At 68.9% G+C, this 22505-nt stretch carries 25 protein-coding genes; 10 read left to right on the forward strand and 15 right to left on the reverse strand.

Annotated features, from left to right (window positions below):
• Positions 1-37 precede the first annotated feature (37 nt).
• Together AC04MD_RS08745 and AC04MD_RS08750 are read right to left on the reverse strand one after the other, a co-directional pair.
• A complete protein-coding gene (locus tag AC04MD_RS08745; protein WP_475496877.1) occupies positions 38-595 on the reverse strand; it encodes a cob(I)yrinic acid a,c-diamide adenosyltransferase in 558 nt (185 codons plus the stop codon).
• A 16-nt stretch (positions 596-611) separates the two neighbouring features.
• The gene (locus AC04MD_RS08750) at positions 612-1214 is read right to left on the reverse strand and encodes a hypothetical protein (RefSeq protein ID WP_475496878.1); all 603 of its coding nucleotides are present in this window, start codon (positions 1212-1214) and stop codon (positions 612-614) included.
• A gap of 97 nt (positions 1215-1311) precedes the next feature.
• Here AC04MD_RS08750 and ubiH point away from each other — a divergent pair, with 97 nt between their 5' ends.
• The 3 genes from ubiH to AC04MD_RS08765 are packed head-to-tail and all read left to right on the forward strand — an operon-like array spanning position 1312 to position 4885.
• Positions 1312-2520 carry a 2-octaprenyl-6-methoxyphenyl hydroxylase gene (ubiH, locus tag AC04MD_RS08755; RefSeq protein ID WP_475496879.1) on the forward strand — a complete coding sequence of 403 codons (1209 nt, stop codon included), beginning with the start codon at positions 1312-1314 and terminating at the stop codon, positions 2518-2520.
• Positions 2517-3704 (forward strand): UbiH/UbiF family hydroxylase, encoded by a 1188-nt coding sequence (locus AC04MD_RS08760; RefSeq protein WP_475496880.1) that lies wholly within the window; start codon positions 2517-2519, stop codon positions 3702-3704. The genes ubiH and AC04MD_RS08760 overlap by 4 nt, the downstream gene beginning before the upstream one ends.
• A 56-nt stretch (positions 3705-3760) precedes the next feature.
• A complete protein-coding gene (locus tag AC04MD_RS08765) occupies positions 3761-4885 on the forward strand; it encodes a Gfo/Idh/MocA family protein (RefSeq protein WP_475496881.1) in 1125 nt (374 codons plus the stop codon).
• 5 nt (positions 4886-4890) lie between these two features.
• On the opposite strand, the gene AC04MD_RS08770 is transcribed toward AC04MD_RS08765, so the two are convergent.
• From AC04MD_RS08770 to AC04MD_RS08795, 6 genes are all read right to left on the reverse strand, one after another.
• The gene (locus AC04MD_RS08770; protein WP_475496882.1) at positions 4891-5613 is read right to left on the reverse strand and encodes a hypothetical protein; all 723 of its coding nucleotides are present in this window, start codon (positions 5611-5613) and stop codon (positions 4891-4893) included.
• 72 nt (positions 5614-5685) lie between these two features.
• The gene (locus AC04MD_RS08775) at positions 5686-6594 is read right to left on the reverse strand and encodes an SMP-30/gluconolactonase/LRE family protein (protein ID WP_475496985.1); all 909 of its coding nucleotides are present in this window, start codon (positions 6592-6594) and stop codon (positions 5686-5688) included.
• A 64-nt stretch (positions 6595-6658) separates the two neighbouring features.
• Positions 6659-7711: a 23S rRNA (cytidine(2498)-2'-O)-methyltransferase RlmM gene (gene rlmM / locus AC04MD_RS08780; RefSeq protein ID WP_475496883.1), complete on the reverse strand. Its 1053-nt coding sequence runs from the start codon at positions 7709-7711 to the stop codon at positions 6659-6661.
• Positions 7712-7801: 90 nt separating this feature from the next.
• On the reverse strand, positions 7802-8362 hold the full coding sequence (locus AC04MD_RS08785) for a nucleoside deaminase (RefSeq protein WP_475496884.1): 561 nt from the start codon (positions 8360-8362) through the stop codon (positions 7802-7804).
• Positions 8362-8781 (reverse strand): hypothetical protein, encoded by a 420-nt coding sequence (locus tag AC04MD_RS08790; RefSeq protein WP_475496885.1) that lies wholly within the window; start codon positions 8779-8781, stop codon positions 8362-8364. The genes AC04MD_RS08785 and AC04MD_RS08790 overlap by 1 nt, the downstream gene beginning before the upstream one ends.
• A 76-nt stretch (positions 8782-8857) precedes the next feature.
• Positions 8858-10615: a glutamine--tRNA ligase/YqeY domain fusion protein gene (locus AC04MD_RS08795; protein ID WP_475496886.1), complete on the reverse strand. Its 1758-nt coding sequence runs from the start codon at positions 10613-10615 to the stop codon at positions 8858-8860.
• A gap of 95 nt (positions 10616-10710) precedes the next feature.
• On the opposite strand from AC04MD_RS08795, the gene AC04MD_RS08800 reads away from it, so the two are divergent.
• Genes AC04MD_RS08800 through msrA form a run of 3 tightly spaced genes read left to right on the forward strand, consistent with a single transcriptional unit; the run spans position 10711 to position 12366 of the window.
• On the forward strand, positions 10711-11394 hold the full coding sequence (locus AC04MD_RS08800) for a glutathione S-transferase family protein (RefSeq protein WP_475496887.1): 684 nt from the start codon (positions 10711-10713) through the stop codon (positions 11392-11394).
• A 22-nt stretch (positions 11395-11416) separates the two neighbouring features.
• A complete protein-coding gene (locus AC04MD_RS08805; protein WP_475496888.1) occupies positions 11417-11686 on the forward strand; it encodes a putative signal transducing protein in 270 nt (89 codons plus the stop codon).
• Positions 11687-11715: 29 nt separating this feature from the next.
• On the forward strand, positions 11716-12366 hold the full coding sequence (gene msrA / locus AC04MD_RS08810; protein WP_475496889.1) for a peptide-methionine (S)-S-oxide reductase MsrA: 651 nt from the start codon (positions 11716-11718) through the stop codon (positions 12364-12366).
• 113 nt (positions 12367-12479) lie between these two features.
• Here msrA and AC04MD_RS08815 read toward each other — a convergent pair whose 3' ends face one another.
• The 6 genes from AC04MD_RS08815 to ahpC form a co-directional block, all read right to left on the reverse strand.
• Entirely contained in the window at positions 12480-13133 is a 654-nt protein-coding gene (locus AC04MD_RS08815) for a hypothetical protein (protein WP_475496890.1), read from the reverse strand.
• A gap of 22 nt (positions 13134-13155) precedes the next feature.
• Complete coding sequence (locus tag AC04MD_RS08820; RefSeq protein ID WP_475496891.1) at positions 13156-14115, reverse strand: transaldolase; 960 nt, start codon at positions 14113-14115, stop codon at positions 13156-13158.
• A gap of 107 nt (positions 14116-14222) precedes the next feature.
• Positions 14223-14663 (reverse strand): nucleoside diphosphate kinase regulator, encoded by a 441-nt coding sequence (gene rnk, locus AC04MD_RS08825; RefSeq protein WP_475496892.1) that lies wholly within the window; start codon positions 14661-14663, stop codon positions 14223-14225.
• A gap of 110 nt (positions 14664-14773) precedes the next feature.
• On the reverse strand, positions 14774-15745 hold the full coding sequence (gene oxyR / locus AC04MD_RS08830) for a DNA-binding transcriptional regulator OxyR (protein ID WP_475496893.1): 972 nt from the start codon (positions 15743-15745) through the stop codon (positions 14774-14776).
• 70 nt (positions 15746-15815) lie between these two features.
• Positions 15816-17402: an alkyl hydroperoxide reductase subunit F gene (ahpF, locus tag AC04MD_RS08835; RefSeq protein ID WP_475496894.1), complete on the reverse strand. Its 1587-nt coding sequence runs from the start codon at positions 17400-17402 to the stop codon at positions 15816-15818.
• A gap of 236 nt (positions 17403-17638) precedes the next feature.
• Positions 17639-18202, reverse strand: a complete 564-nt coding sequence (gene ahpC, locus AC04MD_RS08840; protein WP_142125842.1) for an alkyl hydroperoxide reductase subunit C — start codon at positions 18200-18202, stop codon at positions 17639-17641.
• Between the two features lie 388 nt (positions 18203-18590).
• Here ahpC and prmC point away from each other — a divergent pair, with 388 nt between their 5' ends.
• The 4 genes from prmC to AC04MD_RS08860 all read left to right on the forward strand — a co-directional run bounded on the left by prmC (position 18591) and on the right by AC04MD_RS08860 (position 21917).
• Positions 18591-19463, forward strand: a complete 873-nt coding sequence (gene prmC / locus AC04MD_RS08845) for a peptide chain release factor N(5)-glutamine methyltransferase (RefSeq protein ID WP_475496895.1) — start codon at positions 18591-18593, stop codon at positions 19461-19463.
• 30 nt (positions 19464-19493) lie between these two features.
• Positions 19494-20435 carry a prolyl aminopeptidase gene (gene pip, locus AC04MD_RS08850; RefSeq protein ID WP_475496896.1) on the forward strand — a complete coding sequence of 314 codons (942 nt, stop codon included), beginning with the start codon at positions 19494-19496 and terminating at the stop codon, positions 20433-20435.
• A 40-nt stretch (positions 20436-20475) separates the two neighbouring features.
• Positions 20476-21375: a dienelactone hydrolase family protein gene (locus tag AC04MD_RS08855; protein WP_475496897.1), complete on the forward strand. Its 900-nt coding sequence runs from the start codon at positions 20476-20478 to the stop codon at positions 21373-21375.
• A 77-nt stretch (positions 21376-21452) separates the two neighbouring features.
• Complete coding sequence (locus tag AC04MD_RS08860) at positions 21453-21917, forward strand: DUF4019 domain-containing protein (protein ID WP_475496898.1); 465 nt, start codon at positions 21453-21455, stop codon at positions 21915-21917.
• 4 nt (positions 21918-21921) lie between these two features.
• On the opposite strand, the gene AC04MD_RS08865 is transcribed toward AC04MD_RS08860, so the two are convergent.
• Entirely contained in the window at positions 21922-22488 is a 567-nt protein-coding gene (locus AC04MD_RS08865) for an NUDIX hydrolase (RefSeq protein WP_475496899.1), read from the reverse strand.
• Between the last annotated feature and the right edge of the window lie 17 nt (positions 22489-22505).

Below are 22505 nucleotides of genomic sequence, written 5' to 3' on the forward strand. Positions count from 1 at the left end.
TCAGGCCGTCACTCGACCTTGGATGAAGTGCCCGGTCCTACGAATGCCGCCGCTCGTGCTTCCACAGCACCTCGCCCTGGCCGTCGGCGCGGGCCAGCACGCGGGCGAGCACGAACAGCAGATCGGAGAGGCGGTTGAGGTAGCGGATCGCCTCCGGGCGCACGGCATCGTGGCGGGCCAGGGTGACGGTCTCGCGTTCGGCGCGGCGCACGATGGTGCGGGCCAGGTGGCAGCGCGAAGCCGCTTCGCCGCCGGCCGGCAGGATGAAGTCCTTCAGCGGCGGCAGGTCGTCGTTGTAATGGTCCAGCTGCCGTTCCAGCGCGTCGACATCGTCGCCGGTGATGGCCGCATGGCCCGGGATGCACAGCTCGCCGCCCAGGTCGAACAACTGGTGCTGCACGGTGGTCAGCAGCGCGCGGATGTCGTCCGGCACGCTCGCCACGGCAAGCAGTACGCCGATGGACGAGTTGGCTTCGTCCACCGTGCCGTAGGCGGTGACCCGCGCCGAGTCCTTGCCCACGCGTGTGCCGTCGCCCAGCCCGGTGCTGCCGTCGTCGCCGGTGCGGGTGTAGATCTTCGAGAGGCGGTTGCCCATCGTGCGGACGTCGCGGTCAGTCGGCGGTACGGCCGTGCGGCTTGGCCAGGCGCACGACCTGCTCGACCAGCACATGCACGATCACCGTCAGGCCCACGTAGATCGCGGCCACGCGCAGGTACGGTACATACCAGTCGCTGAAGTTCTTCCACCAGCCGGCGAACGTCGGCTCGCTGACCACCGGGCTCAGCCAGTAGAAGCTGCCCTGGCTCAGCAGGTGGCAGACGGTGACCGAGGCCAGCAGGCTGCCGACCAGCAACGCCAGCGTGCGGCCGTGGTTCGCGGTCTGGTAGCGGCGCAGCAGCGCGCCGCCGGCCCACATTGCGCCGTAGGCCGGCAGCAGGAACCAGTACGCCGGCGACACGCAGTAGTGCGTCCAGAAGTTGATGCCCTGGCCGCTGATGACGAGATAGTCCACCACGACGGCGGCGGCCATGAACAGCGGGAACGCCCAGCGCGACCAGCTGCGCAGGTAGTAGCCGCCGATGAAGAACGCGGCCCAGCTGGCGTCGGGCAACGGACCGATGTGGCCGAACGCGGTGGGCAGGTGCAGGCGGGTGAGGACCAGCAGGGCGGCGACCAGCGTCAGCACGAGGGCGCGTTGGAAAGTGGTGTTCATCGGCACGGTTCCGGAGACTCAGCCCCGCATTCTACCGGAGCTTGCGCGCGGCATGCCGACGGACGGGACGCCGGAGGCGGGGCGCTATCATGGGCGCATGAAAGAACGGCATGACGTGGTGATCGTGGGTGGGGGACTGGTCGGTGCCAGCCTGGCCATCGCCCTGGACCGCCAGGGACTGGACGTGGGGCTGGTGGAAGCCACCCCGCCGGGACAGATGCCCGCGGTGTTCGACCAGCGCAACCTCAGCTTCGCCGCCGCGACGGTCAACGCGCTGACGGCGCTGGGCGTGATGCAGCAGTTGCGGGCGCCCACCGGGCCAATCCGGCGCATCCACATCAGTCGCCAGGGCGACTTCGGACGGGTGAGGCTCGATGCCGGCGACTACGGCCGCGAGGCGTTCGGCCAGGTCGTGGTGGCGCGGGACTTCGGCGAGGCGCTGGAAGCGCGGCTGGACCAACTGCCTCGGCTGACCCGGTATCGGCCGGCACGCTTCGTCGGTTTCGCGCCGGACGACGAGGGACACCGCGCTCTCCGGATCGCGGATGCCGATGGTGAGCGTGCCGTGCGTGCCCAACTGGTAGTGGCTGCCGACGGCACCCGCAGCACTGTCCGCGAGGCGCTGGGCATCGGCGTCGACGAGCACGACTACGGCCAGACCCTGTTCGTGGCCCGCGTGCGCACTACGCAGGCGCCGGATGGCACGGCCTACGAGCGCCTCGGCGATGCCGGCCCGACCGCGCTGCTGCCGCGCGGCGATCGCCACTGGGGCGTCGTGCACGGCGTGGCCCGAGACGAGGCCGATGACGTCGCGGCCCTGGACGAGGCGGCCTGGCTGGCACGCCTGCAGCACGCCATCGGCTGGCGCGTCGGCCGGCTGACCGGCAGCGGCGAGCGCAGCGCGTATCCGATCATCCGTGTCGTCGCGCAGCGGCTGGTCGCCGACCGCGCGGTCGTGCTGGGCAATGCCGCGCAGACCATCCATCCGATCGGCGCACAAGGGTTCAACCTGGGTTTGCGTGATGCGCTGACGCTGGCCGAGGAGATCGCGCGCCGCGCCGATCCCGGCGATCCCCACAGTCTGGCGGCCTACGCCGCGCGCCGGCAGGAAGACCGCGAGCGCACGCTGGCGTTTTCCGATGGCCTGGCACGGCTGACCAGCAATCCGTCGCCGTTGCTGAAGCCGCTGCGCAGCCTGGGCCTGGTGGCGGTGGATGCACAGCCCTCGTTGCAATCGTTCCTGGTGGGCGGCGCGATGGGCTTCCGTGGCGACGTGCCGGCGCTGTGCCGCGGAGAAGCCGCATGAAGCGGCGCGGACAGATCGATGTCGCCGTCGTCGGCGGCGGCGTGGTGGGTGCGGCCTGCGCGCTGGTGCTGGCGGGCGAAGGGCTGGAGGTGGCACTCGTGGAAGGTCGCGAGCCACCGCGCTGGTCGCTGGCGCAGCCGGACCTGCGCGTCTACGCGTTCGCGCCGGACAACGCGGCGCTGCTCCAGGAAGCTGGCGTTTGGAGCGCGGTTCGCGATGCACGCGCGCAGCCCTATCGCGGCATGCGCGTCTGGGATGCCGCAGGCGGCGACGAGCTGCGCTTCGATGCCGACACGCTGGGCCGCACGCAACTGGGCTGGATCGTCGAGAACGCGTTGCTGGTCGACCGGCTCTGGGCCGCGCTGCCGGCAGCGGGCGTGCAGGTGCGCTGCCCGGCGCGTGTCGACGCGATGGAGCAGGACGACACCGGCGTGACGCTGCGGCTGGACGACGGTACGCGCGTCGATGCGCGGCTGGCGGTGGCCGCCGATGGCGCCGAGTCCACCCTGCGTGGCCTGGCCGGTCTCGATGTCGCGTCGCATGGCTATGCGCAGCGCGGCGTGGTGGCTTTCGTGCGGACCGGCATGCCCCACGACGACACGGCCTGGCAGCGTTTCCTGCCGACCGGCCCGCTGGCCTTCCTGCCGTTCGCGGACGGGCTCAGCTCCATCGTCTGGACCCTGCCCGACGACGACGCGCAGCGCGTGCTGGCATTGGACGATGCCGCATTCGGTCGCGAGCTGACGCTGGCGATGGGCGGGCAACTCGGCACGGTCGAGCCGGTGTCGCCGCGTGCGGCGTTCCCGCTGAAGCGGCAACTGGCCAAGGACTACGTCGCCGGCCGCGTCGTCGTCGCCGGCGATGCGGCGCATGTCGTGCATCCGCTGGCGGGTCAGGGCGTCAATCTCGGCCTGCGCGATGTCGCCGCTTTGCGCGACGGCATCCGCACCGCGCAGGGCAAGCGCGTCGACTGGGCGGCCCCGCATCGCCTCGAACGCTGGGCACGCCAGCGGCGCAGCGAGAATGCGACCGCCGCCTACGCCTTCGACGGCATCAACCGGCTGTTCTCCACCGACGAGATGCACCTGACCCTGCTGCGTGGCCCGCTGCTGGGTCTGGCCGGCAAGCTGCCGCCGCTGGTGGATTTCTTCTGGCGGCACGCGGCCGGGCAGCGCGCGCGCTGACGTGCCGATGCGGTGCATGCGGTAGTCTCGCGGTTCCCCACCCGAGGCTGTCCGCGATGAGCGCCGAGCATTCCTCTGCTGATCCTTCGCGCCGGCGGCTGCTCGGTGCGCTCGGTGCCGTCGGTATCGCCGGCATGCTGCCCACCGCGCGCGCCAGGGCATCGCGCCCGCTCGGCGTCGCGCTGGTGGGACTGGGCTACTACAGCCGCGACCTGCTGGCGCCTGCCCTGCGGATGACGCGACATTGCCGCCTGGCCGGCATCGTCACCGGCACCCCGGCCAAGGCGGAGGCGTGGCAGCGCCTCCACGGGATTCCCGACCGCAATGTCTACGACTACGACGGTTTCGACCGCATCGCCGACAACCTCGACATCGACGTGGTCTATGTCGTGCTGCCCAATCACCTGCACAAGCTGTTCACCCTGCGCGCGGCGGCCGCCGGCAAGCACGTGTGGTGCGAGAAGCCGATGGCGATGGATGCGGCGGAAGCGCGCACGATGATCGATGCCTGCCACAAGCACCGCGTGCAGCTCGCGATCGGCTACCGCATGCAGCACGAGCCCAATACCCAGGCGATGATGGCGCTGGCCGGATCGCGGCCGTTCGGGCGCCTGCAGCGCATCCGTGCCGAAGCCGGCTTCCACGGGTTCGACGGCGCCGGCGGCGACAACTGGCGGCTGGACCCCGCCCGCGGCGGCGGCGCCATGTACGACATGGGCGTGTACGCCTTGAACGCGGCGCGCTACACCGCCGGTGCCGAGCCCATCGCGGTGACCGCAACCCAGACCGTCCAGCGGCCCGACATCTTCCGTGGCGTCGACGAGACGATGCGCTTTCGCCTCGAGTTTCCCGACGGCGTCATCGCTGACGGCGAGACCAGCTTCGGCCGCAACATGAACCTGCTGCGCGCCGATTGCGAGACGGGGTGGTACGAACTGTCGCCGTTCCAGGCCTATGAAGGCGTGCGTGGCGAGGCCAGCGATGGACGCCGTTTCGATGCGGTGATCGGTGCCACGCCGGCCCAGCAGGCCCGGCAGATGGATGCCGATGCGCTGGCGATCGTGGAACGGCGTGCACCGCGCGTGCCCGGCGAGGAAGGGTGGCGCGACATGCGGGCCGTGGACGCCATCTTCGCGTCCGCGCGTGCGGACGGGAAACGCGTGGAGATCGCCGCCGGCTGAGTCGCTCAGCCAGGGATGAAGGGGAACACGATCTTCAGCAGCCCCTTCAGGCCGCCCTCGGCGGTGCTGGCCACCGCCTTGGCGCCGAGGCTGTTGAGCGCGTTGCGCGCGTCCTGCCAGCGCAGCTTGGTGACGTCCTTTTTCAGCAGGTCGGCGACCTCTTCGGAGGTAGGCGTCAGCTGCTTCAGCGCTGCGGTGACCGCGGCCGGATCGGGCTGCAGGTAGGCCCAGCGTTCGGCGATCGCCAGCAGCGTGTCGAAGCGCACCGCCACGACCTCGCGGTTGCGCTCGTAGACCGGGAGCGCGCCGACATCGAGGATGGCCTGCTCGAACTGCTGGTGGTCGTCCGGATGCTCGACGCGGATGGCGAGGAAGCCGTCCTTCCTGCTGCGCTCGCTGACGTGCTTGGCGCCGGACTTCAGGTTCGCCTCGGTCAGCGCGCTGGCGACGATGCGCTGCAGGGCGGCGTCGCGCTCTTCCGGCACCAGGGCACGCCAGCGCGCGTAGCCGTCACGGCGCAGCGCCTTGATCTTGGCCGGCGTCACCCGCAGCTTGCCGGCGACGGTGAAGTTGGATTCGTCGCGGCCGATGGCGCCGTCGCGTTCCAGCAGCACGAAGATCAGCAGTTCCAGGTCGCGTTTGGTCAGCGACTGGAAGCCCTGCAGCAGGGTCAGGCGCAGGAACTCGGTGCCGAAGCCGGCGGGGTCCTTGAGTTCGATGGGCAGCATCGTCGGTCTCCGTATCAGGGAGGCATCTTGCCACGACGGGGTGTCAGCACCTGAGACGTCGGCGGCACCGCGTCACAGGCCGGTTTCGCGGCCCGGGTGTTCAGCGCGGAAGGCCTCGATCGCACCCCGGTCCTGCAGGGTGACGAAGACCGTGCGGCCATCCGTCCCACCGAACGCGACGTTCGTGGGCTTCTGTCCCTTGAGCTTCACTTCGCGCAGCAGGGTACCGTCGGGCGATACCACGGCGACCACGCCGGCGGCGTAGCGCGCGATGTACAGGTTGCCCTTCACGTCGGTCCGCATGCCGTCCAGGCCGTGGTCGTCGAAGGCGATCAGCAGGCGCTTGTTCCTGACGCTGCCATCGGCGCGGATGTCGTACACCCAGACCTTCCGCTGCACGCTCTCGTTGACGTAGAGCCGCTTCCAGTCGGGGCTGACGTCCACCCCGTTGGTCGTGCCCATGCCGCTTTCGAGCAAGTGCGGCGTGCCGCTGCGGTCGATACGCCACAGCTGGCCGGTGCCGTCTGCCCACTTGGGGTCGCTGGCGTACAGCGTGCCGTCGGGGGAGATCGCGATGTCGTTGGGCTGGTTGGCCTGCGGCATGCGCGCGAACACCTTCGCGTCGCGTTCGCCGGGCGCGATGCGCAGCACGTGGTGGCCGCTGTAGTCGGCGATGTACATGCTGCCGTCCACGTCGAAACGAATGCCGTTGCCGGTGCTGCCTGCCGGCAACGTGGTGAACAGGGTCGCCGTCGCCTTGCCGTCCGCCTCGAACGTCACGCGGCCGATGGTGCCATCGCGCCCGAAACTGACCGCATACAGGGCGCCGTCAGGCCCGAAGGCCGGACCTTCGATGCCTGCGCTGAACACCCCGTCGCCGATGACGTCGCGGGCGACGTACAGCGCATCCGTATGCGTGCGTGCGCTGTCGCCGGTATGCGCGCAGCCGGCAAGCCCGGCCAGCAGCAGGGCGGTCGTCATCGTCTTGATGCCTTGGAACGTCATCCGTTTCCCCTCGGGTGGCGCGGGTGTTGCCGGGAACGTGTCAGCCGGGCGTGGCGAACACCGTGATCTCTTCGCGGTCATGGTAGAGCTGGCGCGCACGCACCTCGAGCGGTCGGCCTGCCTGCTCCTCGAACAGTTCGAGGCACAGCTTGGTCTCGTCCCAGCGCTTCTTCATCGGCAGCTTGAGGTTGAACACCGCGTGCCGGCACCAGCCTTCGCGGAACCACTGCGCCATGCGCTCGGCCACGCGACGCGGCTGTTCGACCATGTCGCAGACCATCCAGTCCAGCGATTGCGTGGGCTTCCAGTGGAACCCGTCGGCACGCAGGTGCTCGACCAGTCCGGTCGCCAGCACGTGCTCGCGCAGCGGACCGTTGTCGACACTGGTCACGCGCAGGTGATGGCGCGTCAGCACCCACGTCCAGCCGCCCGGGGCCGCGCCGAGATCGGCGGCGGTCATGCCCGGCTTCAACAGGGCCTCGCGCTGGCGTTCGTCCAGCAGCGAGAGGAAGGCTTCTTCCAGCTTCAGCGCCGAGCGCGACGGCGCGTCGGGCAGCAGCTTCAGGCGCGGGATGCCGAGCGGCCACGGCGCGCTGTCGCGCGCATCGGCGACGCAGAGGAACAGGTGATCGCCCTGCACGAAGACCACGTGCAGGCGCGGCAGGCGCGCGTCGTCCTTCTCGCTGAGGAAGCCCGCCTTGCGCAGCGCCGGACGCAGCGCGTTGCCGAAACTGCGTGCCAGCCCGGCCAGCGGCTTGGCGCTGTCCGAATCCGGATGCTCGACCCACAGGTCGCCGTAGCGCCCGGCACCGGACAGTGCGGCGAGGATCGGCGTGATGCGGTCCTTCGGATCGATGCCGCGCAGTTCGGCGAGCAGGCGCAGCTTCTGCCGGGCGAAGATCAGGTCGCGCCACGGCAGCGCACGGTCCAGCGCCTCGGCCTGCTCGCATACGAACACGACATGGCCATCGTTGCGCTGCGCGCGGGCATAACCGGCGAATCCGGCCAGCGCAGCGCGCTCGGTCAGTTCGGCGGCAAGTTCGGGTTCGAATCCCTGGCGGCAATAAGCCAGCAGGCCGGTCGTCGATGACATGGCGCGGTCGCGTGAAGCGGATGGCTGCGGCTCCTGCCGCACAGACAGGGTACAGGAGAAGCCGGGGGCGATGGCTTCCCGGTGCGTCGCTCAGTATCGGTCGCCGCCCGACTCGCCGTACTGCTTGAGCACCGCGCGCGCCTCGTCGCGACGAAGATCGCGCACGACCTCGATGCCGCGCTTGCCCAGTTCGCCGATCCAGTCCGCTGGCAGCGGGCCCTCATCGAACTCGGTCAGTTCCATCACGTCCTCGGCGCGCGCGCCGATCAGCAGGCGGTCGATGCCGGCCCAGATGGTGGCGCCGTAGCACTGGCAGCAAGGCTGCGACGACGTCGCCAGCACGACCGGCGCCAGCACGTCGTTGAGGCGCGGCGTCTGCAGGCGCTGCTGCGCCAGCATGTAGGCCATGGTTTCCGCATGCGCCAGCGAGCAGGTGTGCGGCATCACGCGGTTCACGCCGAGCGCGATCACGCGGTGGTCGGGGCCGAACACGACCGCGCCGAACGGTCCGCCGCTGTTGGCGTCCACGTTGCGGCGCGACAGGTCGATGGCCAGCGCGACCTTGTCTTCGTCGCTCGCGTACGTCGCGGCGGGATCGACCAGGTCGTGGGTCCAGGCGGGCAGGGTCAGGTGGATTTGCTGATAGAGCATTACTTGGCAGGCAATTCGGCAACGGAGGAATCGGATTCGCAGCGGCCGCTGACGCACTGGCAGGCGGTCACGTCGGTAAAGCCACAGACGCCCATGCGGCCGCTGGCGGCGCATTGCGCCTGCACACCCTGCGGATCGGTGGGGCTGTTCTTGTTGACGCAGGCCGGCATCGCGCCGCAGCAGTTGCCCACGTTCTTCACCGCGCAGTCGGCGCTGGTCTTGCAGCCGTAGTCGACGGTGACGGCGCCGGCCTCGCGCGCGGGCTGGTTCCCGCCGGTCGGCTTGGGTGCTGGTGCCGTGGTGGGCGGCGGCTCGGCGGTCGCGCCCTCGGAGGAAGCGGGTGCGGCACACCCCGCCAGCGCGAACAGGCACAGGCAGGACAGCAGGGCAGGCAGCAGGCGCAGCGCGATGCGGGACATGGCGGACTCCTTCCTCGGTGATGATGCGCGCCAGCCTGCCGGCCACCGCCTCAACAGGCGGTGAAAGCGGCCGGCATCAGGCCTTCGTCGCCCACGTGTCGCGCAGGGTCACGCTGCGGTTGAACACGGGGCGCTCCGGCGCATGGTCGTAGCGGTCGGCGACGAAATAGCCGGTACGTTCGAACTGGAACGACTGCTCGGGCGCCGCGCTGGCCGCCGCCGGCTCGACATAGCCGGTGACCGTACGGCGCGATTCCGGGTTCATGTAGTCGCGGTAGGTCTTGCCTTCCGACTCATCGTCCGGGTTCGGCACGGTGAACAGGCGGTCGTACAGGCGGATCTCCGCGGCCACCGCGTGCTGCGCGCTGACCCAGTGGATGGTGCCCTTGATCTTGCGCTCGGCACCGGCCATGCCGGGGCGCGATTCGGGATCCAGCCAGCCGCGCAGCTCGACGATCTCGCCGGCGTCGTTCTTGATCACCTCGTCGCAACGCACGATGCCGGCGCCGCGCAGGCGCACTTCGCCGCCGGTGGTCAGGCGCTTGAAGCCCTTGGGCGGCACTTCCTCGAAGTCCTCACGCTCGATCCACAGCTCGCGCGAGAACGGCACGCTGCGCTGGCCGAAGGTTTCGTCCTTGGGGTGGTTGGAGAACGTCAGCGATTCCTCGTGGCCTTCCGGCAGGTTGGCCAGCACCAGCTTCACCGGATCGATGACGCCCATGCGGCGCGGCGCGGCGGTGTCCAGGTCCTCGCGCAGCGCGCCTTCCAGGATCGAGATGTCCAGCAGCGAGTTCTGCTTGCTGATGCCCACGCGGTCCACCATCAGGCGCAGCGCGGACGGCGTGTAACCGCGGCGGCGGATGCCCTGCAGCGTCGGCATGCGCGGGTCGTCCCAGCCGTCGACGAGCTGGTCGTTGACCATCGCCAGCAGCTTGCGCTTGCTCATCACCAGGTAGTTGAAGTTCAGGCGCGAGAATTCGATCTGGCGCGGCTTGCTGGCTTCCTTCGGCAGGCCCTTGGCCAGCAGCGGCGCGATCAGGTCGGGCGAACCGGCCAGGTCCACTTTGTCGACGCACCAGTCGTACAGCGGGCGGTGGTCCTCGAACTCCAGCGTGCACAGCGAGTGGGTGATGCCTTCCACCGCATCGCTCAGCGAGTGCGCGTAGTCGTACATCGGGTAGATCGGCCAGTCGTTGCCGGTGTTCTGGTGCTCGACGTGCTTGATGCGGTACAGCGCCGGATCGCGCAGGTTGATGTTGCCGCTGGCCATGTCGATCTTCGCGCGCAGCGTGCGCGCGCCGTCCGGGAACTCGCCCGCGCGCATGCGGCGGAACAGGTCCAGGTTCTCCTCGACGCCGCGGTCGCGGTAGGGCGACGGGCGGCCGGGTTCGGTCAGCGTGCCACGGTACTCGCGCACTTCCTCGGCGCTCAGGTCGCAGACGAAGGCGTCGCCCTGGCGGATCAGCTTCTCGCCGGCCAGGTACAGCACCTCGAAGTAGTCCGAGGCATGGCGCAGGTCGTGCCAGTCGAAGCCCAGCCAGCGCACGTCGTCCTGGATGGCGCGGACGTACTCGGGGTCTTCCTTGGCCGGGTTGGTGTCGTCCAGGCGCAGGTTGCAGACGCCGCCGAACTCGCCCGCGATGCCGAAATCCAGGCAGATCGCCTTGGCATGGCCGATGTGCAGGTAACCGTTGGGCTCGGGCGGGAAGCGCGTCTTCACCGCCGTATGGCGACCGCTGGCCAGGTCCTCGCGCACGATCTGGCGGATGAAGTCCCGTTTTTCCGGGGCGGCATCGTCGGCGAGGGGGGCGGGGGCGGTGGGAGCGTCGGACATCGGAAGGGCGCGGGTACGTGGGAAACCGCAAGTTTAGCCGGTCCGGTGCCTTGGCTGGTCTATCCTGAACAGCCCCCGCGCACCGGTTCTCCCGCATGAGCCTCCCGACGCTGGTCATCGGCAACAAGAACTACTCGTCCTGGTCGCTGCGGCCATGGTTGCTGCTCCGGCATTACGGCGTGGCGTTCGACGAGGTCCGGCTGCCGCTGGACAGTCCGCGGTTCGCGGAGAATGTCGCGCGCCATTCCCCGACCGGCAAGGTGCCCGCGCTGCGCGATGGCGACGTACACGTCTGGGATTCGCTGGCGATCTGCGAGTACGCCAACGAGCGCTGGCTCGACGGACGCGGCTGGCCGGCGGACCGCGCAGCACGCGCGCTGGCTCGCGCCGCCGCTGCGGAAATGCATGCGGGCTTCGTCGCGCTGCGCACGCAGTTGCCGATGAACAGCCGGCGCACGCCGGATGCCTACCGGTGGGATGCGGCCGCGCAGGCCGACATCGACCGCGTGCAGGCCCTGTGGCGCCAGTTGCGCGCGGCACATGGCGAGCACGGGGAATTCCTGTGCGGCGAATTCGGCATCGTCGACGCGATGTATGCACCTGTGGCGGTCCGCTTCGACGGCTATGGCGTGGCGGTCGACGACACCGCGCACCGCTACATGCAGGCGCTGTTCGCGCTGCCGGCGCTGCAGGAATGGCGGCAGGCCGCTGCTGCGGAGACTGAATCGGTCGCGGTCACCGAGGCGCTGCGCATGCCGTATCCCGATCGGCCGGTGTAGGCTGGCGGCGGAGGACATATCCATGCGCGTGGTCTACCTGGCCGACAACCTGTTCGACGCCCACCTGGTCAAGCACGCGCTGGAGGAGGCCGCGATCCCGGCGTTTGTGTTCGGCGAGTCGCTGCTGGGCGGCATGGGCGAACTGCCGCTGTTCGGTGTGCTGCGCGTCTGCGTGCCGGACACTGCGTTCCCCGAGGCTGAGGGTGTCGTGAAGGCGCTGGGGCTGGAATCGCGTGATGACGGCCCCATCTCGGAAGGCGACGACGAAGGACTCGGCATCCTGCCCGCCTGATCCGTCGCCCCACGACCACGAGGTTCACCATGCTGGGTATCGGAGCCTACAAGCAGCGCATGCCGCGCGAAGAAGACATGCTGCCCGGTCGCAGCACGCCGCTGCCGCTGCACAACACGCATTTCGTCAACGGCCATCCGCTGCGGGACGCGTTCGACGGCCTGCAGCAGGTCGAATTCGGCCTGGGCTGTTTCTGGGGCGCGGAGCGCAAGTTCTGGAACGTGCCGGGCGTGTACAGCACCTCGGTCGGCTATGCCGGCGGCGGCACGCCGAATGCGACCTACGAGGAAGTCTGCTCCGGCCAGACCGGCCACAACGAGGTCGTGCGCGTGGTGTACGACCCGGCGCAGGTCTCGTTCGAACGCCTGCTGCAGGTGTTCTGGGAAAGCCACGACCCCACCCAGGGCATGCGCCAGGGCAACGATGTCGGCACGCAGTACCGCTCCGGCATCCACAGCCATACGCCGGAACAGCAGGCGGCCGCGGAAGTGAGCCTGCAGGCTTACCAGCAGCGGCTGAAGGCGGCCGGCTACGGCGACATCACCACCGAGATCGTGTACCCGGCGCCGCCGTTCTACTACGCCGAGGACTACCACCAGCAGTACCTGGCGAAGAATCCGAACGGTTACTGCGGTCTCGGCGGCACGGGCGTGAGCTGCCCGATCGGGCTGGACGCCTGATACCCGTACTCCTGTAGGAGGGGCTTCAGCCCCGACAGCACAGGTTCGGGTGTATGACGGTCAATCAGGCGCCATGCGCAGACCGCCGGTTCCGGTCGGGGCTGAAGCCCCTCCTACAGACGGGTGACGCCGCAGACGTAGACGACTTCGCAGGCGCCACCGCCGGTATCGGTGCGGCGGGTGGAGCTGCGCCAGCGCCAGCCATCTTCGGCCTGCGCCTCCACCAGCCATCCCTCGATCCGTACGCGCTCGTCCTTGCGCTCGTCCTTGCGCACGCCGGCGAGCGCCTGCGCGATGGCGTCGTTGCCGGGGATCATGTGCATGTTCGCGCTGCTGCGGGCCATCTCGTCCTGCGGCAGCGGCGGCCGGTCGCGCCAGCGGTAGTGGTACCAGCGCGAGGACTGGCGGATCTCCAGGGCGTCGATCACGGCGTCCTCTTCCATGCGTTGCCAGCCGAGCGCGAAATCGACCGGTGACAGCGCCGCTTCGCGCCCCCTGCGGTAGTCCTCCCGCGATAGTACCCGTGCCTCGAGGCTGAAGCCGGCCAGCGGCGTCAGCGTCGCGGCCTGCAGCGCGAACGGCGCCACGTTGTCGGGGACGTCGGTCTGCAGCGGCGGCTCGCCCGCCGTCACGCGTGGCGGCAACGGGCAGGCAGGGGGTGCGTCTGACGCTGCATCAGGGGCACGCGGGCCGCGACGGTGATCGGAAAACCACCAGCCGACGATGCCGGCCAGCAGCGCGATCACCAATACCGTGCGCAGGCTCATCCTTGAATGCGCGAGCGCGGCATCAGGCGGTCAGCTTCTCGCGGATGGTCGTGCGCAGCGCCACCAGATCCTTGGCGAACGCATCGATGCCGGCCGACAGCTTTTCCTTCGCCATCGGATCGGCCTCGATCGCGGCAGCGAAGCTCTCCGCGGTCACCGGCGCGGCGGTCACCGCCTCGGCGGCGCCGGGCGACAGCTTGCGCGGCAGGTCGCCGGTTTCCTGGTCCAGCTTTTCCAGCAGGTCGGGCGAAATGGTCAGGCGGTCGCAGCCGGCCAGTGCTTCGATCTGAGCAGTGGAGCGGAACGACGCGCCCATCACCACGGTCGGCGAGCCGCGGCGCTTGAACTCGGCGTAGACGCCGCGCACGAACACCACGCCTGGGTCTTCGTCGATGGTCGCCGGCGCCTGTCCGTTGGCGACGTACCAGTCGAGGATGCGGCCCACGAACGGCGAGATCAGGAAGGCGCCGGCTTCGGCGCAGGCGATGGCCTGGGTCGGATTGAAGATCAGCGTCAGGTTGCAGTCGATGCCTTCGGCCTGCAGCTGGCGTGCCGCCTCCACGCCTTCCCAGGTGGAGGCGACCTTGATCAGGATGCGGTCGCGGCCGATGCCCTGGTCGGCGTACATCTGCACGAACTTGCGCGCCTTGGCGACGGTGGCGGCGGTGTCGTAGGCCTGGTCGGCATCGACCTCGGTCGAGACGCGGCCGGGAATCAGGCCGGCCAGCTTGGCGCCGACGCCGACGGTCAGGCGGTCCACGACCTCATCGACGAGCCCTTCGCCGCCGCCCTGCGCGCGCGCCCACGCCAGCTGTTCTTCGATCAGGTCGGCATACACCGGCAGGTCCAGCGCCTTCTTCACCAGCGTCGGGTTGGTGGTGCAGTCCACCGGCTTGAGGCGCTTGATGGCCTCGTAGTCGCCGGTGTCGGCGACGACCACGGAGAGTTCGCGGAGCTGCTGCAGCTTGGAGGTGTCGGTCATGGGGATCGATGCGGGGGAATCGGGCGACAAGTATGCCCTGTCCCGCGCGGCCGGACCCGGTACGGGACGATGGTTTTCGTGGATTGTGGCGATAGCGCCGGTGGCGCTCAGCGATGCAGGTCGCCGTCGGCTTCCGGCTGGTAGTCGATCGCGGTGACGCGCAGGCGCAGCGGCCGGTTGCCGGGCGCATGCCAGTCGATGACCTGGCCGACCGCCAGGCCAAGCAGCGCGCTCCCGACCGGGGCCAGCACGGAGACGCGACCGGCCTCGACGTTGGCTTCGTGCGGGTACACCAGGGTGAGGCGGTGATGCTCGCCGGTGAGTTCGTCCTCGCACGCGACGCGCGAGTGCATGGTCACCACGTTGTCCGGCATGTCGTCCGGCGCGCGCACGTCGGCGCGGTTGAGTTCTTCCATCAGCGCGAGCGCGGCCGGGTGCCGGCGCAGCACGGGCGTGTCGAGCAGGGCGTCGAGGCGCGACAGGTCGCGGCTGGACACGACCAGGGCGGGCAGGGACGGCGGCAGGCCGCTGGTGCGGGTGTGGTTCATCGGAATGCTCCTTGGTTTCGGGATGCGCAAAAAGAAACGGGCGACGCATTGCGGCGTCGCCCATGGAATTCCTGTTTGCGTGCTTACCGTAGCCCGGAAGCGCGGTGGCTTCAAGCCGGGTGGGTGCGCGACGGTTCAGGTGCGCGTGCCTTGACCGCATGCGCGCCGTGCGCGGGTGCGTCCGGTTCGAACAGGCTTGGCGGCAGCTCGCGGAACACCTGCGCCAGTTGCTGCAGGAACTCGCTCATCGCCGAACTCTTGCGCCACACCATGGCGATCTGCCGGCTCGGGTGCGAATCGCTGAAGCCGAGCAGGTGGATGTTCTCCGAGCGCGCGACCGGCGGCTTCACCGCGAGCGTCGGCAGCAGGGTGATGCCGACGTCGGCCGCCACCATCTGCCGCAGCGTTTCCAGGCTGGTGGCGCGGAACTCCGACTTCTCGTTGGCACCGGCGAGGCGGCACACATCCAGCGCCTGCTCGCGCAGGCAGTGCCCGTCCTCCAGCAACAGCAGTTGCTGCTGCGACAGTTCGGCCAGGGTCAGCGATTCGCGCTTCGCCAGCGGATGCGACTCGGGTACGGCGAGCACGAACGGCTCTTCGAACAGGAATTCGGTATGCAGCTGGTCGTCCGTCACCGGCAGCGCCAGCAGACCCGCATCCAGCTTGCCCTCGCGAAGGCGCGACAGCAGCACGTCGCTCTTTTCCTCGACCAGCAACAGTTCCAGCTGCGGGAAGCGCGCGCGGAGGCGCGGCACCACGTGCGGCAGCAGATAGGGCCCGAGCGTGGGGAAGATGCCGAGGCGTACCGTGCCGGCTTCGGGATCCTGGCTGCGACGCGCGGCCTCCTTCATCTGTTCGACTTCGGCGACGATGCGGCGCGCGCGGTCGGCGGCATCGCGGCCGGCGGGCGTCAGCATGACCTTGCGCGGCGCGCGCTCGACCAGCGGCACGCCGAGTTCGTCTTCCAGCTTCTTGATCTGCGTCGACAGCGTCGGCTGACTGACGTAGCACGCGGCGGCGGCTCGCCCGAAATGCTTGTGGTCGGCCAGGGCCACCAGGTACTTCAGGTCGCGCAGGTTCATCGGACTCCTCCCTCAGGGAACCGCCTTGCGTGCGAGCGGCGCGGACCGAGTCGCGGCCCACGCCGGTGCATCATGCCGCGACCGCGTCCGGGGTTTCCACCGGTGCCGACGTGCGGATCAGGTGGTCGAACGCGCTCAGCGCCGCCTTCGAACCTTCGCCCATGGCGATGACGATCTGCTTGTACGGCACCGTGGTGGCGTCGCCGGCCGCGAACACGCCCGGCACGCTGGTCTGGCCGCGGTCGTCAACGATGATCTCGCCGCGCGGACTCAGGTCGACCACGCCCTTGAGCCATTCGGTGTTCGGCAGCAGGCCGATCTGCACGAAGATGCCTTCCAGTTCCACGCGGTGCGTGTCGCCGCCCGTGCGGTCCTTGTAGACCAGCCCGTTGACCTTGTTGCCGTCACCCAGCACTTCCGTGGTCTGCGCACTGGTGACGATGCGCACGTTGGGCAGGCTGCGCAGCTTGCGCTGCAGCACGTCGTCTGCGCGCAGCTGGCTGTCGAACTCGATCAGCGTCACCTGCGCCACGATGCCGGCCAGATCGATCGCCGCTTCCACGCCGGAATTGCCGCCGCCGATCACCGCCACGCGCTTGCCCTTGAACAGCGGGCCGTCGCAATGCGGGCAGTAGGCCACGCCCTTGTTGCGGTACTCGTTCTCGCCGGGCACATTCATCTGCCGCCAGCGTGCGCCGGTGGACAGGATCACCGTCTTGGAGCGCAGCGAGGCGCCGTTGGCGAGTTGCACTTCGACCAGCCCGTCGTTATCGGCCGGCACCAGCTTTTCCGCGCGCTGCAGGTTCATCACGTCGACCTGGTAGTCCTTGACGTGCTGTTCCAGCGCCGAAGCCAGCTTCGGGCCTTCGGTGTACGGCACGGAGATGAAATTCTCGATCGCCATCGTGTCCAGCACCTGGCCACCGAAGCGCTCGGCCGCCACGCCGGTGCGGATGCCCTTGCGGGCGGCGTAGATCGCCGCGGCCGCGCCGGCCGGGCCACCACCGACGACGAGCACGTCGTACGGCGCCCTGGCCTTGATCTTCTCGGCGTCGCGCTTGCCGGCATTGGTGTCCAGCTTGGCGACAATCTCCTCCACGCCCATGCGGCCGGCGCCGAAGATCTCGCCGTTGAGGAAGATCGTCGGCACCGACATCACCTGGCGCTGCTCGACTTCGTCCTGGAACAGCGCGCCGTCGATGGCGACGTGCTGGATGTTCGGATTCAGCACCGCCATCAGGTTCAGCGCCTGCACCACGTCCGGGCAGTTCTGGCACGACAGCGAGAAATAGGTTTCGAAGCGGTACTCGCCGTCCAGCGTGCGGATCTGCTCGATCACGTCCTGCGCCAACTTCGACGGATGACCGCCGACCTGCAGCAGGGCCAGCACCAGCGAGGTGAACTCATGGCCCATCGGCAGACCGGCGAAGCTCAGGTGGATGTCGTGGCCCGGCGAGGTCAGCGCGAACGACGGCGTGCGCTCGCCGCCGCGCTGTTCGGTGACGCTGATCTTGTCCGACACATCCTGCAGGTCGCGCAGCAATGCCTGCAGTTCGACGGAACCGGCGCTGTCGTCCAGATGGGCGGTGATGTGGATCGGGCGCAGGGCCTTTTCCATGTAGGCCGTGAGCTGCGTCTTCAGATTGGCGTCCAGCATGGCGAACGTCTCCGTGGAGGAAATCGTGGGAAGGGGAGGTCAGGCGTTTGCAGGAGCGGCATGCGCCGGGGGGAGAGAGACGCCGGCCAGGGAGGGGGAGCCGGCGAGCGGCGCATGCCGCTGCTGCAAACGTCCGGATCAGCCTCCGGGCCAGCGGCCCGGAGGTGACGTGATGCGGGTGGCGCGTGTGGAGCGGGCGCATCCGGGTGGCGGATGCGCCGGTGCCGCGAGGCGGTTTAGATCTTGCCGACCAGGTCCAGCGAGGGGGCGATCGTCTGCGCGCCTTCCTTCCACTTGGCCGGGCAGACCTGGCCGGGGTTGGCGGCGGTGAACTGGGCGGCCTTCAGCTTGCGCAGGGTCTCCGACACGTCACGGGCGATCTCGTTGCTGTGGATCTCGGCGGTCTTGATGACGCCTTCCGGGTTGATGACGAAGGTGCCGCGCAAGGCCAGGCCTTCTTCTTCGATGTGCACGCCGAAGGCACGGGTCAGCTGATGGGTCGGGTCGCCGACCAGCGGGAACTGGGCCTTGCCCACCGCCGGGGAGGTTTCGTGCCACACCTTGTGCGAGAAGTGGGTGTCGGTGGTGACGATGTAGACCTCGGCGCCGGCCTTCTGGAACTCGGCGTAGTTGGCGGCGGCGTCTTCCACTTCGGTCGGGCAATTGAAGGTGAAGGCGGCCGGCATGAAGATCAGGACCGACCACTTGCCCTTCAGGGTGCCGTCGGTGACTTCGACGAATTCGCCGTTGTGGAAGGCGGTGGTCTTGAACGGCTGGACCGCGGTGTTGATCAGGGACATGGAAGATCCTCGTGAGTGGAGTGGGTGTGGTGAAGCGATGGCGCCATGGTAGGCAGGGACTATTGATATCTCAAATCGATTAATGGAATTGAATAGATAGCTTTTGACTATCGATAAGGCGTCCCACGTTGAACGCGTACAAGCGGATTAGCGGCTACTTGGTGGTGAAATCATTATTTTTCAATGACTTGTGGATTTCTCGATGCGGACGCTGACGATTGGCCCGCTCTGGGAGTCCGTGCCACTGCCGTGAACGACGCGGTTCCACGCCGCCTTTGGGCAGCACATGGCAGCGGGCGCGATGTCCATACGCCATAGGGCACCATGATGGTGCGTCGCGGCGAGGCGGCTGCGTCCGGGCCGGCGCGGCCCGGTACCATGCGCGGCGATGCCTGCCGACCTGCCCACCGCCCGCCTCGACCTGGCCCTGCGCGCCGCCGCCGCCCGCCTTCCAGGGCCGGATGCCCGCCATGAGGCCGAGCAGCTGCTGCTGCATGTGCTGGGGCGCGACCGGGCCTGGCTGTTCGCGCATGGCGACGATCCGCTGCCGGAGCCCGAGGCGGCAGCCTTCGATGCACTGCTGACCCGACGCGCTGCCGGTGAGCCGCTGGCCTACCTGCTGGGCCGGCGCGGCTTCTGGACCCTGGACCTGCAGGTCTCGCCGGCCACCCTGATCCCGCGTCCGGAGACCGAGCGGCTCGTCGAACTCGCGCTGGAGCGGCTGCCCGACGATCGCCCGCTGCGCATCGCCGACCTCGGCACCGGCAGCGGTGCCATCGCGCTGGCGCTGGCAAGCGAGCGTCCACGTGCGCAGGTGGTCGCGACCGATGTCAGCGACGAGGCATTGCACGTCGCGCAGGCGAACGCGGAGGTGAACCGTGTCGCCAATGTCGCGTTCCGTCGTGGAAGCTGGCTGGCACCGCTGGCGGCCGAGCGCTTCGACCTGATCGCCAGCAATCCCCCCTATATCGCCGACGGCGATCCGCACCTGGGTCAGGGCGACCTGCGTTTCGAGCCACCCGCTGCGCTGTCGTCCGGTGCCGATGGCCTGGACGCCATCCGCGAGATCGTGGCGACCGCGCCTGCGCACCTGCTGCCTGGCGGCTGGTTGCTGCTGGAGCATGGCTGGGACCAGGGCGAGGCGATCCGCGCGCTGTTGATCGCAGCGGGCTTCGTCGACGTTGCGACGGAGACGGATCTCGAGCAGCGCGACCGGGTGACGCTCGGGCGCGTAACGGAAGGGCAAGACCGCAGCCGCTAGACTGTCCGCTTTCGTCCAGGACTGCCGCCCATGCGCACGCTGTACCCCGATCTCGAGCCCTTCGACACCGGCACGCTGAAGGTCGACGACCGCCACACGCTGTACTACGAACAGTGCGGCAATCCGCAGGGCAAGCCGGTCGTGCTGCTGCATGGCGGCCCCGGTGCCGGCTGCAGCCCGAAGATGCGCCGCTTCCACGACCCCGCCAAGTACCGCATCGTGCTGTTCGACCAGCGCGGTTCCGGCCGCTCCACGCCGCACGCGGACCTGGTGGACAACACCACCTGGGATCTGGTCGCCGACATCGAGACGCTGCGCGAGACGCTCGACATCGACCGCTGGCAGGTGTTCGGCGGCAGCTGGGGCTCGACGCTGGCGCTGGCCTACGCCGAAACGCACCCGCAGCGCGTCACCGAGCTGGTACTGCGCGGCATCTTCATGCTGCGCCGCTGGGAACTGGAATGGTTCTACCAGGAGGGCGCCAGCCGCCTGTTCCCGGATGCGTGGGAGCACTACGTCACCGCAATCCCGTCGGTCGAACGCCACGACCTCATCTCGGCCTTCCATCGCCGCCTCACCTCCGACGACAAGGCCACGCGCCTGGCCGCGGCGAAGGCGTGGAGCGTGTGGGAAGGCGCGACCAGCTTCCTGCATGTGGACGCCGATTTCGTCAGCGGCCACGAGGAACCGGAGTTCGCGCTCGCGTTCGCGCGCATCGAGAACCACTACTTCGTCAACGGCGGCTTCTTCGAGGTCGAAGACCAGCTGCTGCGCGACGCCTCGCGTATCGCCGACATCCCCGGCGTCATCGTGCACGGCCGCTACGACGTGGTCTGCCCGATCGCCAACGCATGGGAGCTGCACAAGGCATGGCCGAAGGCGAAACTCGAGATCACGCCGGCATCGGGCCATTCCGCGTTCGAGGCCGAGAACGTCGATGCGCTGGTACGCGCGACCGACAGTTTCGCCTGACGCGAGCCGCCACTTCCACGACCACGTTCCGGAGCAGACGATGGACGCACACCGCGAGCAGGCTTCCGCATTCGACCAGCGCGTACTGGATCTGTACGACGACTATGTGCACGGTCGCGTCGACCGGCGCGGTTTCCTCGCGGGTGCGGCGCAGTTCGCGGTAGGCGGTACCACGGCGGCGGCGATGCTCGCAGCGCTGGTGCCGCAGTATGCGTTCGCCGCGCAGGTGGCGGCGGACGATCCGCGCATCAGTACGGTCTACCGAACGTTTCCAGCGCCGCAAGGACATGGGGAGGGGCGCGGCCTGCTGGCGATGCCGCGCCCGGAGGGACGATACCCCGTCGTGCTGGTGGTGCACGAGAACCGTGGTCTGAATCCCTACATCGAGGACGTCGCGCGCAGGCTGGCGGTTGCGGGGTTCATCGCGTTCGCGCCGGATGCGCTGTACCCGCTCGGTGGATATCCGGGCAACGACGACAGCGGTCGCGAGATGCAGGCCAAGCTGGATCGCGCCAAAGTCCTTGCGGATCTCGAAGCTGCCACGCGCTTCGCCCACGCACTGCCGCGCAACAACGGCAAGCTGGGCGTGGTCGGTTTCTGCTTCGGCGGACTGGTCACCAGTCTCCTCGCCTCACGGTTGCCGGATCTCGTCGATGCCGGCGTGCCGTACTACGGTGGCCAGCCATCCGCCGAGGAAGCGGTGCGCATCAAGGCGCCGCTGCTGCTGCAGTTCGCCGAACTGGATACCCGCGTCAACGCCGGCTGGCCGGCGTACGAGCAGCAGTTGAAGACGGCCGGCGTCGCGTACATCGCACACGTCTATCCGGGCGTGAACCACGGCTTCCACAACGACACCACGCCGCGTTACGACCAGGCGGCGGCCGAGCTGTCGTGGCAACGCACACTGGCGTTTTTCCGTGAGCATCTGAACGAAAACTAGCGGCGCGTCACGGCGTGGCGCACGCGTGGGCAATCCGTTGTCCGGTCGCTATGCACGCGTACGAACGAGTCGGGTGAATGCCACGCATCGGTGCGTGGCGACGATCAGACGACGGGATGTGCGTGGCGATGACGGTGGATGCAGGGCAGGCGGGTGCGGGCAGGATCGGATTGGAAGACGTCGACATCACGCGGTTGGGCATGGCGGCGATGCGCTTCATCAAGGCCATCGAGCAGGGGCAGCATGACGTGCTGTGGAGTGCCGCGTCGAAGGCGATCCGGCAGTCCATGCCGCGCGAGGCCTTCATCGGTTCGCTGACCCATCGCCACGGCGTGCTCGGGTGCGGCACCGGTCGGCGCTGGACGGCGATCCGGGTCGACCGGCCCGCCGGGCAGGCCTCGTGGTTGCCGGGGACCTATGCGCGGTTGGAGTTTTCGGTCGCATTCGGCGCGGCGGAGGCGCCGCACCGTGAGGTGGTGACGCTGCGACAGGAAGAACAGGACGTCTGGCGCCTGGCCGGCTACGGCGTCAAGGCAGCCTGACGCGTCAGTTGCGCGGTGTGCCGTCGAGGGTGTGGTCGATCATCCACAGTCCTGCCCAGAGTTTGGCATCCAGCTCATAGCCTTCGTCCATCTTCTGCGCCAGCCAGGCGGCGGCACGCGGGCGGGGGATGGCATGGACGGTGATGTCCTCGTCCCCGTCGCCGCCGCCTTCGCCGACCTTGCGCAAGCTGGTGGCGCGCACGAAGGCGATCCGTTCGCTGCTGCTGCCGGATGAGGTCGGGCCGATCATCAGGACGTCGGCGTGGTCGGCGGTCCAGCCGGTCTCTTCCTCCAGTTCGCGGATCGCAGAGACCTCGATCGACTCGCCGGCATGGATATCGCCCACCAGGCCTGCCGGCATCTCGATCGTGCGGGCCTGCAGCGGCACGCGGAACTGCTCGACGAACAGCACGTCGTCGTCCGGCGTCACCGCGATGATGATCGCCGCCAGTCCGCCGGCGTGTGCGCGCTCCACGTACTCCCAGGTACCGCGCACCATCATCCGCTGGTACTTGCCCTGCCAGACCACCTCGGCGGGTACTTTGCGCTTGTCGTCGTCGCGTTCGTCCATGCCGGGATGCTAGCGGG

It is taken from the genome of Pseudoxanthomonas sp. LjRoot206 (genome assembly GCF_056175725.1).